Raw genomic sequence first — 13,110 nt, forward strand, 5'->3', positions numbered from 1 at the left:
AGTCTGTGGGACTCATGCAAGTCTGTGGGAATCATGCAAGTCTGTGGGAATCATGAAAATCTGTGGGAGCAAGGCTTGCCCGCGATGGCGTCCGGTCAGGTGCCGGCGATCAATTCCCGCGCCGCCTGGCTGTGATCGGCAATCAGGCCCTTCAAGTCCAATCCCTCGACCTGCCCGTCGATCACCCGCCAATGTCCGCCGATCATCACCCGATCCGCCCGGTCCGCGCCGCACAGCAGCAGTGCGGAAATCGGATCGTGGCTGCCGGAGAAGCGCAGCTCATCGAGCATGAACAGCGCCAGGTCGGCCTGTTTGCCCACCGCCAGTTCGCCGATATCGCTGCGCCCGAGCAGTTGCGCTGAGCCCCGGGTCGCCCAGCCCAGCACGCGCTCCGGCGTGATCGCTTGCGCGCCGTAGCGCAGGCGCTGGATGTACAGCGCCTGGCGGGTTTCGAGGATCATGTTCGAGGCATCGTTGGACGCCGAACCGTCTACCCCCAGGCCCACGGGAGCGCCGGCGGCGGTCAGCTCCAGGGTCGGGCAAATGCCCGAGGCCAGGCGCATGTTCGAACTCGGGCAGTGACAGATGCCGGTGCCGGCGGCGCCGAGACGGGCGATTTCATCCGGGTTGAAATGGATGCCATGGGCCAGCCAGGTACGCGGGCCAAGCCAGCCGACGCTGTCCAGGTAGTCCACGGTGCGCAGGCCAAAGCGTTGCAGGCAAAACGCTTCTTCATCGAGGGTTTCAGCCAGGTGCGTGTGCAGGCGTACGTCGAGCTTTTCCGCCAGTTCGGCGCTGGCGCTCATGATCTGCGGCGTGACCGAAAACGGTGAGCAGGGCGCCAGGGCAATCTGGATCTGCGCGCCGTCGCCGCGCTCGTGGTACTCGGCGATCAAGCGCTGGCTGTCGTCGAGAATCACCTGGCCCTGCTGCACGGTCTGCTGCGGCGGCAAGCCACCGTCGGCTTCGCCCAGGCTCATGGAACCGCGGGTCAGCATCGCGCGCATGCCCAGTTCACGAACACTCTGCACCTGCACGTCGATGGCATTTTCCAGGCCTTCGGGAAACAGGTAATGGTGGTCGGCCGCCGTGGTGCCGCCCGACAGCAGCAACTCGGCCAAGGCCACTTTGCTGGCCAGGGCAAGTTTTTCCGGGGTCAGCCGCGCCCACACCGGGTAGAGGGTCTTCAGCCAGGGAAACAACGGCTGGTTCACCACCGGCGCCCAGGCGCGGGTCAGGGTCTGGTAGAAGTGATGGTGGGTGTTGATCAACCCCGGCAGGATCACATGCTCGCGCGCGTCGAAGATGTCGTCACAGGGCTGGGCGGGTTGCTGGCCGGCGCTGAGCAGTTCGACGATCACACCGTCCTGCAGGACGAGGCCGCCACGGGCATCGAGGTCGTTGGCCGTGAAAATGGCGAGGGGATTTTTTAACCAGGTACGGGTCGCAGGCATGGTGGCCGGCTCCTCTGAAAGTGGGTTCAGGTTAGCCAGCTCAGTGATGCCCTGTCTGCTGATCCAGGGTCGCCCGGTGGGGAGGGCGAGGAGGGGAGTTTACTCAGGTTGCCGGACGCATTTCCAGTGCCCAACTCAGGTTCCTATGTAGGAGAGGGCTTGGTGGGAGCGAGCTTGCTCGCGATGGCAGCCTCACATCCAACATCGATGTCGACTGACCTACCGCTATCGCGAGCAAGCTCGCTCCCACAGGGGATTAGCGGAGTTACCAAGGGATTGTCTCGCCCCGATAGTTGACGAAGTGATGTCCGCCTTTGCCGGCGAACGCATTCACTTGATCGATCAGCCCGCGAGTGCTGGTCTCGACATCGATGTCCGCGCCTTCGCCGCCCATGTCGGTCTTCACCCAACCCGGGTGCAGCGACAGCACGGTCAATGTCTGCTCGCCCAGTTGGCTGACAAAACTATTGGTCATGGAGTTGAGCGCCGCCTTGCTGGCCTTGTACAGCGCCAGCTCCGGCGCGTCGGGCATGGTCACGCTGCCCAGCACCGAACTCATGAACGCCAGTACGCCGCTGCCGTCGCGGATCTGGCCGACAAAGCGTTGAGCCAGGTTGATCGGCGCCACGGCGTTGGTGAAGAACAGCTGGCCGACTTCCGCCAGCGTCGCGCCGCCCGGGTTCTGGTTGTCCGGACCCTTGACGCCGGCATTGACGAACAGCAGGTCGAAGGTCTCGCCCTTGAGCTGTTGGCTCAGGGCGATGACCGCTTGCTGGTCGTCCATGTCGAGTTTTTCGATCCGCACCGGGCCCAGCGCCTTCAAAGCCTCTGCGTTCTGCGGGTTGCGCACGGTGGCGGTGACGTTCCAGCCATCGCTGAGCAGCGTCTTCACCAGACCAAGGCCCAGGCCCCGGGAGGCGCCGATGATCAATGCGTTTCTTGCCGAATTCATGAGAGGCATCCTTGAAAGGAAAAGGTCATGGATTTAATGGACAGCGTTGCCCGAGCCGTTGTTTCAGCTCGTGACGCAACGCGTCGAGTTCGGTGATGCGGGTTTCGATCAGGTTCAGTTTGTCTTGCAGCAATTGCGTCACGGCGCAGTCCGGATCTGGGGCGTTCCACAGGGCGGCGACGCTGGCGCCAATCTCGCCCAGGGTAAAGCCCAGGCGCTGGGCGGTCTTGATATAGAGCACCAGTTGCACTATGTCGGCGGGATAGTCGCGATAGCCATTGGCGCTGCGCGACGCCGCGATCAGGCCCCGCTGTTCGTAGAAGCGCAGCGTGTCTCGACTGACGGCGCAGGCCTGGGCTAATTCACCGATGCGCATTGTGTAACTCCAGAGGGCTTGACCTTGGAGCATACCCCAGGCTTTAGCCTCTTTGCTCCCCAATTATCTGGAGAAAGTGTATGTGGACTTCGATGCAATACCGCCGGGTGGTGCTTGGCAGCGCCTGGTACGATCTGATCGTGTCGGCCGCGCTGGTCACGCCGTGGAGCTTTGCGGCGCTGCATGGTGTGTTGATGAGCTTGACTCAGCTATTCGACCTGCCTGGAGAACTGCCGCCGTTTGCGCCGGCGCATGTGCTGATGGTGAATATGCTCGGCTCGATTGTCTGCGTGTGGTCAGTGCTACGGATTCGGGATCCGCAGGCACTGTATGGGCGTTATGACGCGGTGGGGCGTTTCTTGTTTGCAGCCTGGATGCTGTATGGGCTGCTTCATGGGGCCAGTGCGGTGTTGTGGGTTTTCCTGTTTTTCGAGGTGGTGTGGGGCTTGGTTCAGGTATTGCCTGTTCGGGACTCATCGCGGGCAAGCCTAGCTCCCACAGATCACTGAAAGTCTGTGGGACTCAGGAAAATCTGTGGGAGCAAGGCTTGCCCGCGATAGGCGCGCCGCAGTCTATATCAATGCCCCGCCTGCCAAGGCTGCCCCAGCGATACCGGCGCATACAGCCGGGTACGCACGGCATCCCGGGATAACAGCACCAGCACCACAATGGTCGCGGCATACGGCAGCATCGCCAGCAGACTCGATGGAATCGCCAGGCCCAACCCCTGGGCCACCAGGTGCAGGATGCTGGCGAGGCCGAACAGGTAGGCGCCCAGCAGCAGGCGCCACACCCGCCAACTGGCGAACACCACCAGCGCCAGGGCGATCCAGCCGCGTCCGGCGCTCATGTTCTCGGCCCACATCGGCGTGTAGGCCAGCGACAGATAGGCGCCGGCCAACCCGGCCATGGCGCCGCCAAACAACACCGCCAGGGTTCGCACCCGCAGCACCGGCAGGCCCATGGCGCTGGCGGCATCGGGGTTTTCCCCAACGGCCTGGATGATCAATCCCGCGCGGCTTTTCATGATCGTCCACGCCACCAGGGCAAACAGTGCAAAGGACAGGTAAACCAGCAGATCCTGGGCAAACAGCATCCGCCCGATCAACGGGATGTCGCTCAGGTAGGGAATGGCCAGCGGCTCGAAGCCGGCCAGCGGTTTGCCGACCCAGGCCGCCCCGACAAAACTCGACAGGCCCACCCCGAAAATCGTCAGCGCCAGCCCGGTGGCGACCTGATTGGCGTTGAACACCAACGCCACCAGCGCGAACAACGCCGACAACAGCATGCCGGCAGCCATCGCCAGCAGCACGCCGAGCCAGAGGTTGCCGCTGTTGAAGGCGACGATAAAACCGATCACCGCACCGAACAGCATCATGCCTTCCTGGCCCAGGTTGAGGACGCCGCTTTTTTCGCAGACCAATTCACCCAGGGCCACCAGCAGCAACGGCGTGCCGCAGCGGATCATGGCGTAGAAAATATTGCTCAACAGGTCGATATCCATCACAGCGCTCCTGCCTGTACGGCGGTGGTTCGGGTGCGTCGGGCCCAGCGCAGGTTGAGGCGTGGCCGGTACAGAATCAGCACGTCGCAGGCCAACAGGAAAAACAGCATCATCCCCTGGAACAGTTGGGTGATTGCCTGGGGCAGGTTCAACGACATCTGCGCGCTCTCACCGCCGATGTACAGCAGGGCCATCAACAGGCTGGCAAACAGAATGCCGATGGGATTGAGGCGCCCCAGGAAGGCCACGGTAATCGCCGCATAGCCGTAGCCCGGCGACACCTGCGGCACCAGTTGGCCGATCGGGCCGGTCACTTCGCAGACGCCGGCCAGCCCGGCCAGCGCACCGCTGATCAACAACGCCAGCCACACCAGCGGCTTCTGGCGAAAGCCGGCGAAACCGGCGGCGCGGGCGTCGAGGCCCAGCACCTTGATCTGAAAGCCGACGAAGCTTTTCTGCAACAAGACCCACACCGCCACCAGTGCCAACAGGGCGAAATACAACCCGGCATGGACCCGGCCATCCTCCAGCAGCAACGGCAGGCGACTGGCCTCGCCGAACATCGCCGACTCCGGGAAGTTGAAACCCGCCGGGTCTTTCAACGGCCCGTGAACGCAAAACAGCAGCAGGTTCAGGGCGATGTAATTGAGCATGATGCTGGTCAGGATCTCGTTGGCGTTGAAGCGCGTGCGCAGCCACGCTGTGAGCCCGGCCCAGGCGGCACCGGCCAGGGTGCCGGTGAGCAGGATCAGCACCAGTGCCCAGCGGCTTTGCATGTCGATGATGTTCACCGCCAAGGCACTGCCGGCCAGGGCGCCCAGCAGCAGTTGGCCTTCGGCGCCGATGTTCCAGATTCGCGCCTGATAGGCCACTGCCAGGCCGAGGGCACACAGCAGGATCGGCAGGGTCTTGACCAGCCACTCGGACACGCCGTACAGATCGCTGATTGGGGCGATCAACAAGGTGTACAGCGTTTGCAACGGGTCATGCCCGAGGGCGATAAACAGCAGTGAGCCGCAGCCCAGGGTCAACACGGCGGCCAAGAGCGGCGAGCACCAGAGCATCAGGCGCGATTGCTGGCCGCGAGGTTCGAGAGAAAGCAGCATGTAGAACTCCGTTAAACCGGCGCGGGGGCAGGGGATTGAGGGGCGTCGAACTGGCCGGCCATCCAGCCGCCGACGTCACTGAGCCGGGTCTCGACGGTGGGTCTCAAGGCCGACAGACGCCCACCGCACAAGGCACCGAGGCGATCGCTGATCTGGAACAGTTCGTCGAGGTCTTCGGAGATCACCAGAATCGCCGCGCCTGCATCGCGCAGGGCAATCAGGGCGCGATGGATGGTCGCCGCCGCGCCGACGTCCACGCCCCAGGTCGGGTGAGCGGCCACCAGCAGCTTCGGCTGTTGGAGGATTTCCCGACCGAGAATGAACTTCTGCAGGTTGCCTCCTGAGAGGCTGCGCGCAGGGGTTTTGGTGTCGGGTGTCTTCACGCCAAAGCGACGGATGATCTCCTCGGCCAGGTGTTCGACCTTGCTGCGGCGAATCAGTCCGTGGCTGACCAGGCCCTGTTGGAAAGCGCTGAGCAAGGCGTTATCCGCCAGATTCAATTGCGGCACGGCGCCATGGCCCAAGCGTTCTGCGGGGACAAATGCCAGCCCAAGCCGGCGACGGGCGTCGGGGCGTAGATGAGCCACGGGTTGCCCGTCGAATCGGATCGTTTCGCCTTGCTGGCGGGCAAGCGGAGTTTCTCCGCTGAGCAACGCCAGCCATTCGTCCTGACCATTGCCCGCCACCCCGGCGATGCCGACGATTTCGCCGCTGCGCACCTCCAGGTCAATGTCCCGCAACGAGCAGCCGAACGGGTCCGGGTTGTGCCAGGACAGCTTGTTGATTTGCAGGAAGGCTTTGTCTGCGCTGACCTTGGGATAATCCGTGATCAGCCCGGCCGCTTCGCCGACCATCAGTTGCGCCAACTCCTGGTCCGAGCAGTGCGCCGGCGTGCAATGCCCCGACACCCGCCCGCCGCGCAGCACCGTGGCGCTGTGGCACAACGCCCGCACTTCCCCGAGCTTGTGGCTGATAAACAGGATGCTGCAGCCCTCGCTCGCCAGGCGGCGCAGGGTCACGAACAATTCTTCGGCTTCCGCGGGCGTGAGCACCGAGGTCGGTTCGTCGAGAATCAGCAGGCGAATGTCCTGCATCAGGCAGCGAATGATCTCTACCCGCTGCCGCTCGCCAATCGACAGGCTGTGGACCAGCCGCTGCGGCTCCAGCGCCATGCCATAGCGCCGGGAAACCTCGCGGATCCGAGGTTCCAGCTGCGCCGGCGTACCGGCTGCCGCGCCCATTGCCAGGGCAATGTTTTGCGCAACGGTGAGGGTTTCGAACAGCGAGAAATGCTGGAACACCATGCCGATTCCCAGGCTGCGGGCCTGGGCCGGGTTGCGCAGGTTGACGCGCTGGCCCTGCCAGATCACTTCACCCGAATCGGCAGGGGTGACGCCGTAGATAATCTTCATCAGGGTACTTTTTCCCGCCCCGTTTTCCCCGAGCAGGGCGTGTATCTCGCCGGGTTGGATGCTCAGGTCGATGGCGTCGTTGGCCAGGCAACCGGGGTAGCGTTTGCTGATGTTGCGCAATTGCAGGCGCGCGATGGAATCGGGGTTGGACATGACAGGCTCGGGCCGATGGACAGGAATGCCTGTGGATAAAGCAATTTCCTGGCCATCAGGTCAGGAAATTACCTTGGCCCCGCCGCCAAGGCCTTCTACGTGTGGCCCGGACGCCTGTCCTAGGGAAATTCTGCACCGGCTTGGCGCACGAGGATTTGGTGCAGGCACCGGTTTGCCCTGAAATGGGTGGTTAAAAATTGAGCAAGCGGCTGCGGGCCATGCCCTTCTTGGGGTGGCAGGAGCCATGAACGGGTTATCCACAGGTTGCTCCACAGTTATTGTGCGCAAGCCGGAAACTCGGGCATAAGCATTGCGTGGCTTTCTTCTAAAGGTGATAAACCGCCGCAAGCGCTTGTTTTGTGGATGGATTCCTCGGTTTGGCGAGACTTTGGCTGAAAAATGAGCAACCCTCTCAAACCCGCATGACAGAAGGGTTACAGAGGAATGTGCTCAGGTTATCCACAGTCGGGTGCACAGTGGATGTGGGCAAGTTGAACGATTGCGGGGCGCCCTGAAAGGTTGCAGCCTTTGAACTCAGCGCCCTAACCGAATCCGTCCACGGCTCAGGTCGGCCAGTTGCGTTTGCAGTGTTTCGATCTGCGCTTCACCCACGGCCAACTGCAGGTCTACGCCATTGGCCGTAAAGTGTTCTTCATTGACCAGTCCACCGCATTCGGCGACGCGCAGTTTCACCAAGGGCAGTTCGGCGAACCCGCAGCTACAGTGCAGGGGCACACGGCTGATCAATTCGATTTTCTCGGCGTTTTGCAGGCATTTGTTCGCGCCACCACCATAAGCCCGGGCCAGCCCGCCCGTGCCCAGTTGAATCCCGCCGTACCAGCGGATCACCAGCACTGCGACCTGATCGCAAGCCTGTGCTTCGATCGCGGCCAGGATCGGTCGCCCGGCGGTGCCACCCGGCTCGCCATCGTCGTTGCTGCGGTATTGGTCGCCGAGTTTCCAGGCCCAGCAATTGTGCGTGGCATTCAGGTCGCTGTGCTGCTCGATAAAGGCCTGGGCGTCGGCGGGGCTGGTGATGGGCGCGGCGAACGTAATGAAACGGCTTTTGCGAATTTCTTCGCGGTATTCGCAAAAACCGGCAAGGGTAAAGGGCATGGCGATCTTAGAGCGCTGGTGTCAGGCCGCAGCCCTTGAGAATGATGCGGATCAGGTTGTCGCCAGCCTCGACCATGTCTTGCTTGGTCAACTTGCTGCGCCCGGTCACGCGACAGATCTGGGTGGCGAAGTCGGCGTAATGCTGGGTGCTGCCCCACAGCAGGAAAATCAGGTGCACCGGGTCGATCGGGTCCATCTTGCCGGCATCGATCCAGGCCTGGAATACGGCCGCCCGGCCATTGAACCAGGCGCGATAATCCTGGTTGAAATATTCGGTCAGGCATTCGCCACCGCTGATCACTTCCATGGCAAACAATCGCGAGGCCTGGGGTTGGCGACGAGAGAACTCCATTTTGGCGCGGATATAGCGGGTCAAGGCTTCGGCCGGATCATCCTCGGCGGTGAGGGTATTGAAGGTGCTGTCCCACAATTCGATGATGTTGCTCAGCACCGCCACGTACAAGCCGAGTTTATTGGTGAAGTAATAATGCAGATTTGCCTTGGGCAGCCCGGCCTTGAGGGCGATGGCATTCATGCTGGTGCCTTTGAACCCGTGACGGGCGAATTCATCTTCGGCAGCCTTGAGGATCGTCTCTTCATTCTTTTGACGAATGCGACTGGTGGGCTTGCCACCGTGGGCAGGGACTTCAAAGGTCATGGGCGTTTCCGGGCTGGGTCTGTGGGCAAGCAACTGCGTTGATAGCGCACCGGCATCAATCCGACAAGTGCCATCACACTAAAAGCCTCTCGATGGCGATCCTCTGCCCCTTGTGGGAGCGAGCTTGCTCGCGATAGCGGTTAATCAATTCGCAGTGTGCTGAATGACACACCGCTATCGCGAGCAAGCTCGCTCCCACAGGGGATCAGCGGGTGGCCGCCAGGCTTTCGAGAAAACTCTCCAGCACCAAGTGAGGCCGGCGGCCCTTGCGCGTGACCGACGCCAGGCTCAGGTCATAGAACCGTACCGCTGGTTTCAAGGCTCGCAACCGACCTTGCTGGACCCAGAGGCTGGCGTAGTGATCGGGCAGGTAACCGATGTAGCGTCCGGTGAGGATCAGGAACGCCATGCCTTCGCGGTCCGATGCGCTCGCGGTGCAATTGAGCGCCTGGTAGTGGGCCTGGATTTCGGCTGGCAGGCGGAAGGTCGGCGCGATGGCGTCCTGGCTGTTGAGGCGAGCGTCCTCAAGTTGCTGGTCATCGACATAAAACAGCGGATGCCCGACCGCGCAGTACAGCAGCGATCGTTCACTGTACAGCGGTTGATATTCCAGCCCGGACAGGGCACTGGCCTGGGGAACTACGCCGACATGCAGGCGCCCATCGAGCACGCCTTGCTCGACTTCGTTGGGGGCGATCATGCGGATCTGGATCTGCACGTCCGGCCCGCGTTCTTTCAATTGCGCCAAAGCGTGGGTGATGCGCATGTGGGGCAGGGTGACCAGGTTGTCGGTCAGGCCGATGGTCAACTCACCGCGCAAATGCTGGTGCAGGCCGTTGACCTCGGTGCGAAAGCTTTCCAGTGCGCTCAATAGCTGCAACGCCGATTGATACACCTCGCGACCTTCCTCGGTCAGGGAAAAGCCCGCGCGCCCACGCTGGCACAGGCGCAGGCCGAGACGTTGTTCGAGGTCGCTCATCTGCTGGCTGATGGCCGAGCGACCGATGCCAAGCACGGTTTCAGCGGCGGAAAATCCACCACATTCCACTACGCTGCGGAAAATGCGCAGCAGGCGAATATCAAAGTCGCTGACCTGGGCCAGTGGATCGGGACGACGAACGCTCATAGTTTAGTGATCCACCGACTGAAGGTTACAAAAGTTGGATTTCACCGACTTTATCGCCGTGGCAACTTAGCTGCAAGAACGCTTTCGATCCCCTATCGCTTATGACCTGCGAGGTTTTGTCGATGAACATGCCCGAACACGCTGCCGGTTCCCTGGCCAGCCAGCTCAAGCTGGATGCCCACTGGATGCCTTACACCGCCAACCGCAATTTCCAGCGCGATCCGCGCCTGATCGTCGCTGCCGAAGGCAGTTGGCTGGTGGATGACAAGGGGCGCAAGGTTTACGACTCGCTGTCGGGCCTGTGGACATGCGGCGCCGGGCACACCCGCAAGGAAATCCAGGAAGCGGTCGCCAAGCAACTGGGTACCCTCGATTACTCGCCGGGGTTCCAGTACGGCCATCCGCTGTCGTTCCAACTGGCGGAAAAAATCACCAGCCTGACCCCGGGCAATCTCAATCATGTGTTCTTTACCGACTCCGGCTCCGAGTGCGCCGATACCGCGGTGAAGATGGTCCGCGCCTACTGGCGTCTCAAGGGCCAGGCGACCAAGACCAAGATGATTGGTCGTGCCCGTGGCTATCACGGCGTGAACATCGCCGGCACCAGCCTCGGCGGTGTCAACGGCAACCGCAAACTGTTTGGCCAAGCCATGATGGACGTCGACCATTTGCCTCACACCTTGCTGGCCAGCAATGCCTATTCCCGTGGCATGCCGAAAGAGGGTGGCATCGCCTTGGCCGATGAACTGCTGAAGCTGATCGAACTGCACGATGCGTCCAACATCGCCGCAGTGTTCGTCGAACCGATGGCGGGTTCGGCCGGCGTGCTGGTGCCGCCTGAGGGTTACCTCAAGCGCCTGCGGGAAATCTGCGACCAGCACAGCATTCTCCTGGTGTTCGACGAGGTGATCACTGGTTTCGGTCGCACCGGTTCGATGTTCGGTGCCGACAGCTTCGGCGTGACCCCGGACCTGATGTGCATCGCCAAGCAAGTCACCAATGGTGCGATTCCCATGGGGGCGGTGATTGCCAGCTCCGAGATCTACCAGACTTTCATGAACCAGCCGACACCTGAGTACGCGGTGGAATTTCCCCACGGTTATACCTATTCGGCACACCCGGTGGCCTGCGCGGCTGGCCTGGCGGCGCTGGACCTGCTGCAGAAGGAAAATCTGGTACAGAGCGTGGCCGAGATCGCCCCGCATTTCGAGAATGCATTGCACGGCTTGAAGGGCGCGAAGAACGTCATCGACATTCGCAACTATGGCCTGGCCGGCGCGATCCAGATCGCCGGGCGCGACGGCGATGCCATCGTGCGTCCGTTCGAGGCCGGCATGGCGTTGTGGAAAGCCGGGTTCTATGTGCGGTTCGGCGGCGACACGCTGCAGTTCGGGCCGACGTTCAACAGCAAGCCGCAGGATCTGGATCGCCTGTTCGATGCGGTCGGTGAAGTGCTGAACAAGCTCGACTGATACGTCCTTCTATATAGCTTTCGATAACGGGCGTCCGGTCACGGGCGCCTGTGGATAATTTTGGAGTCCCCATGAGCCTCATCCCGCATTTGATCAATGGCGAACTACTGAGCGACAGCGCTCGCACCGCCGATGTGTTCAACCCGTCCACTGGCCAGGCCATCCATAAAGTGCCGTTGGCTGATCGCGCGACCATCCAGCAGGCCATCGACGCCGCCAAGGCGGCTTTCCCGGCCTGGCGCAATACACCGGCGGCGAAGCGCGCGCAGGTGATGTTTCGTTTCAAGCAATTGCTGGAGCAGAACGAGTCGCGCATCGCGCAGTTGATCAGTGAAGAACACGGCAAGACCTTGGAAGACGCGGCCGGTGAGCTCAAGCGCGGCATCGAAAACGTCGAGTTCGCCTGTGCAGCACCGGAAATCCTGAAAGGCGAATACAGCCGTAACGTAGGACCGAACATCGACGCCTGGTCAGACTTTCAACCTTTGGGCGTGGTGGCGGGCATCACCCCGTTCAACTTCCCGGCGATGGTGCCACTGTGGATGTATCCGCTGGCGATCGTCTGCGGCAACTGCTTCATTCTCAAGCCGTCCGAGCGAGACCCGAGTTCGACGTTGCTGATCGCCCAGTTGTTGTTGGAAGCCGGTTTGCCCAAGGGCGTATTGAGCGTGGTGCATGGCGACAAGGCTGCAGTGGACGCACTGATCGAAGCGCCAGAAGTGAAGGCGCTGAGTTTTGTCGGTTCGACGCCGATTGCCGAATACATTTATGCCGAGGGCACCCGACGCGGCAAACGCGTCCAGGCGCTGGGTGGGGCGAAGAACCATGCGGTGCTGATGCCGGATGCGGATCTGGACAATGCCGTCAGCGCACTGATGGGCGCGGCGTACGGTTCGTGCGGTGAACGCTGCATGGCGATTTCGGTAGCGGTGTGTGTCGGCGACCAGGTGGCGGATGCATTGGTCTCCAAGCTGGTGCCGCAGATCAAGGCGCTGAAGATTGGCGCCGGCACGTCTTGCGGGCTGGATATGGGGCCGTTGGTGACCGGTCAGCATCGGGACAAGGTCAGCGGCTATATAGAAGACGGTGTGGCGGCGGGTGCTTCGCTGGTGGTCGACGGCCGTGGCTTGAGTGTGACCGGGCATGAGGAGGGCTTCTTCCTGGGTGGCTGCCTGTTTGATCGCGTGACCCCTGAGATGCGCATCTATAAGGAAGAGATCTTCGGGCCAGTGCTGTGCATCGTCAGGGTTAACAGCCTGGAAGAGGCGATGCAGTTGATCAACGATCACGAGTATGGCAACGGCACTTGCATCTTTACTCGCGATGGTGAGGCGGCGCGGTTGTTCTGCGATGAGATCGAAGTCGGCATGGTGGGCGTCAACGTTCCATTGCCGGTGCCGGTTGCCTATCACAGCTTTGGCGGTTGGAAGCGTTCACTGTTCGGTGACCTGCACGCCTACGGCCCGGACGGCGTGCGTTTCTATACCCGTCGCAAGGCCATTACCCAGCGCTGGCCGCAGCGGGCCAGCCATGAGGCTTCGCAGTTTGCGTTCCCCAGCTTGTAACCGGTAAGTGAAGAGGCCGGCCCCCTTGGGCGCCGGCCTCTGTGTTTACGGGGCTTTTTGACTGATGTGACAGAATTGTGAAGAAAGGTGTTGACGGCAGATTCTGGAAGTCTATAATTCGCCCCACTTCCGGCGCAGTCGAAACGGAAAACTCCTTGAGATTCAATGAGTTAAGTAAGTTTCGAAGGTGTTGGGCTTCAGGTCATCGAAGCCCGG

The 13,110-nt window shown here is 61.7% G+C and carries 12 protein-coding genes; 3 read left to right on the top strand and 9 right to left on the bottom strand.

Annotation, left to right across the window (positions count from 1 at the left end):
• Positions 1–95: 95 nt before the first annotated feature.
• From Q7F16_RS29985 to Q7F16_RS29995, 3 genes are all read right to left on the bottom strand, one after another.
• Entirely contained in the window at positions 96–1,454 is a 1,359-nt protein-coding gene (locus Q7F16_RS29985; RefSeq protein ID WP_409557392.1) for an 8-oxoguanine deaminase, read from the bottom strand.
• A gap of 265 nt (positions 1,455–1,719) precedes the next feature.
• The gene (locus tag Q7F16_RS29990; protein WP_014336422.1) at positions 1,720–2,406 is read right to left on the bottom strand and encodes an SDR family oxidoreductase; all 687 of its coding nucleotides are present in this window, start codon (positions 2,404–2,406) and stop codon (positions 1,720–1,722) included.
• A gap of 25 nt (positions 2,407–2,431) precedes the next feature.
• A complete protein-coding gene (locus tag Q7F16_RS29995) occupies positions 2,432–2,782 on the bottom strand; it encodes a MerR family transcriptional regulator (protein WP_014336423.1) in 351 nt (116 codons plus the stop codon).
• A gap of 80 nt (positions 2,783–2,862) precedes the next feature.
• Between Q7F16_RS29995 and Q7F16_RS30000 the strand changes: the two genes are divergently transcribed.
• Positions 2,863–3,291, top strand: coding sequence for a hypothetical protein (locus Q7F16_RS30000; protein ID WP_409557393.1), 429 nt, complete (start codon positions 2,863–2,865; stop codon positions 3,289–3,291).
• Between the two features lie 68 nt (positions 3,292–3,359).
• On the opposite strand, the gene Q7F16_RS30005 is transcribed toward Q7F16_RS30000, so the two are convergent.
• From Q7F16_RS30005 to Q7F16_RS30030, 6 genes are all read right to left on the bottom strand, one after another.
• On the bottom strand, positions 3,360–4,286 hold the full coding sequence (locus Q7F16_RS30005) for an ABC transporter permease (protein ID WP_014336425.1): 927 nt from the start codon (positions 4,284–4,286) through the stop codon (positions 3,360–3,362).
• Entirely contained in the window at positions 4,286–5,392 is a 1,107-nt protein-coding gene (locus Q7F16_RS30010; RefSeq protein WP_409557394.1) for an ABC transporter permease, read from the bottom strand. The genes Q7F16_RS30005 and Q7F16_RS30010 overlap by 1 nt, the downstream gene beginning before the upstream one ends.
• Positions 5,393–5,403: 11 nt before the next feature.
• On the bottom strand, positions 5,404–6,957 hold the full coding sequence (locus Q7F16_RS30015) for an ABC transporter ATP-binding protein (protein ID WP_409557395.1): 1,554 nt from the start codon (positions 6,955–6,957) through the stop codon (positions 5,404–5,406).
• Positions 6,958–7,491: 534 nt separating this feature from the next.
• A complete protein-coding gene (locus Q7F16_RS30020; protein WP_046064425.1) occupies positions 7,492–8,073 on the bottom strand; it encodes an IMPACT family protein in 582 nt (193 codons plus the stop codon).
• A 7-nt stretch (positions 8,074–8,080) separates the two neighbouring features.
• Complete coding sequence (locus tag Q7F16_RS30025) at positions 8,081–8,731, bottom strand: TetR/AcrR family transcriptional regulator (protein WP_003197514.1); 651 nt, start codon at positions 8,729–8,731, stop codon at positions 8,081–8,083.
• A 205-nt stretch (positions 8,732–8,936) separates the two neighbouring features.
• On the bottom strand, positions 8,937–9,857 hold the full coding sequence (locus Q7F16_RS30030) for a LysR family transcriptional regulator (RefSeq protein WP_014336429.1): 921 nt from the start codon (positions 9,855–9,857) through the stop codon (positions 8,937–8,939).
• Positions 9,858–9,979: 122 nt separating this feature from the next.
• On the opposite strand from Q7F16_RS30030, the gene Q7F16_RS30035 reads away from it, so the two are divergent.
• A complete protein-coding gene (locus Q7F16_RS30035) occupies positions 9,980–11,329 on the top strand; it encodes an aspartate aminotransferase family protein (protein ID WP_003197518.1) in 1,350 nt (449 codons plus the stop codon).
• 71 nt (positions 11,330–11,400) lie between these two features.
• Positions 11,401–12,894 carry a CoA-acylating methylmalonate-semialdehyde dehydrogenase gene (locus tag Q7F16_RS30040; protein ID WP_018605104.1) on the top strand — a complete coding sequence of 498 codons (1,494 nt, stop codon included), beginning with the start codon at positions 11,401–11,403 and terminating at the stop codon, positions 12,892–12,894.
• Positions 12,895–13,110 lie beyond the last annotated feature (216 nt).

This window comes from Pseudomonas sp. Lb2C2 (genome assembly GCF_052112205.1).
GTDB lineage: Bacteria > Pseudomonadota > Gammaproteobacteria > Pseudomonadales > Pseudomonadaceae > Aquipseudomonas > Aquipseudomonas kilonensis.

Bases quoted from the DNA above. Each gene is read 5' to 3' on its own strand.
- Q7F16_RS29995 (WP_014336423.1), bottom strand. From the start codon at position 2,782: ATGCGCATCGGTGAATTAGCCCAGGCCTGCGCCGTCAGTCGAGACACG.
- Q7F16_RS29985 (WP_409557392.1), bottom strand. From the start codon at position 1,454: ATGCCTGCGACCCGTACCTGGTTAAAAAATCCCCTCGCCATTTTCACG.
- Q7F16_RS30000 (WP_409557393.1), top strand. From the start codon at position 2,863: ATGTGGACTTCGATGCAATACCGCCGGGTGGTGCTTGGCAGCGCCTGG.
- Q7F16_RS30020 (WP_046064425.1), bottom strand. From the start codon at position 8,073: ATGCCCTTTACCCTTGCCGGTTTTTGCGAATACCGCGAAGAAATTCGC.
- Q7F16_RS30015 (WP_409557395.1), bottom strand. From the start codon at position 6,957: ATGTCCAACCCCGATTCCATCGCGCGCCTGCAATTGCGCAACATCAGC.
- Q7F16_RS30025 (WP_003197514.1), bottom strand. From the start codon at position 8,731: ATGACCTTTGAAGTCCCTGCCCACGGTGGCAAGCCCACCAGTCGCATT.
- Q7F16_RS30010 (WP_409557394.1), bottom strand. From the start codon at position 5,392: ATGCTGCTTTCTCTCGAACCTCGCGGCCAGCAATCGCGCCTGATGCTC.
- Q7F16_RS30030 (WP_014336429.1), bottom strand. From the start codon at position 9,857: ATGAGCGTTCGTCGTCCCGATCCACTGGCCCAGGTCAGCGACTTTGAT.
- Q7F16_RS30035 (WP_003197518.1), top strand. From the start codon at position 9,980: ATGAACATGCCCGAACACGCTGCCGGTTCCCTGGCCAGCCAGCTCAAG.
- Q7F16_RS30040 (WP_018605104.1), top strand. From the start codon at position 11,401: ATGAGCCTCATCCCGCATTTGATCAATGGCGAACTACTGAGCGACAGC.
- Q7F16_RS30005 (WP_014336425.1), bottom strand. From the start codon at position 4,286: ATGGATATCGACCTGTTGAGCAATATTTTCTACGCCATGATCCGCTGC.
- Q7F16_RS29990 (WP_014336422.1), bottom strand. From the start codon at position 2,406: ATGAATTCGGCAAGAAACGCATTGATCATCGGCGCCTCCCGGGGCCTG.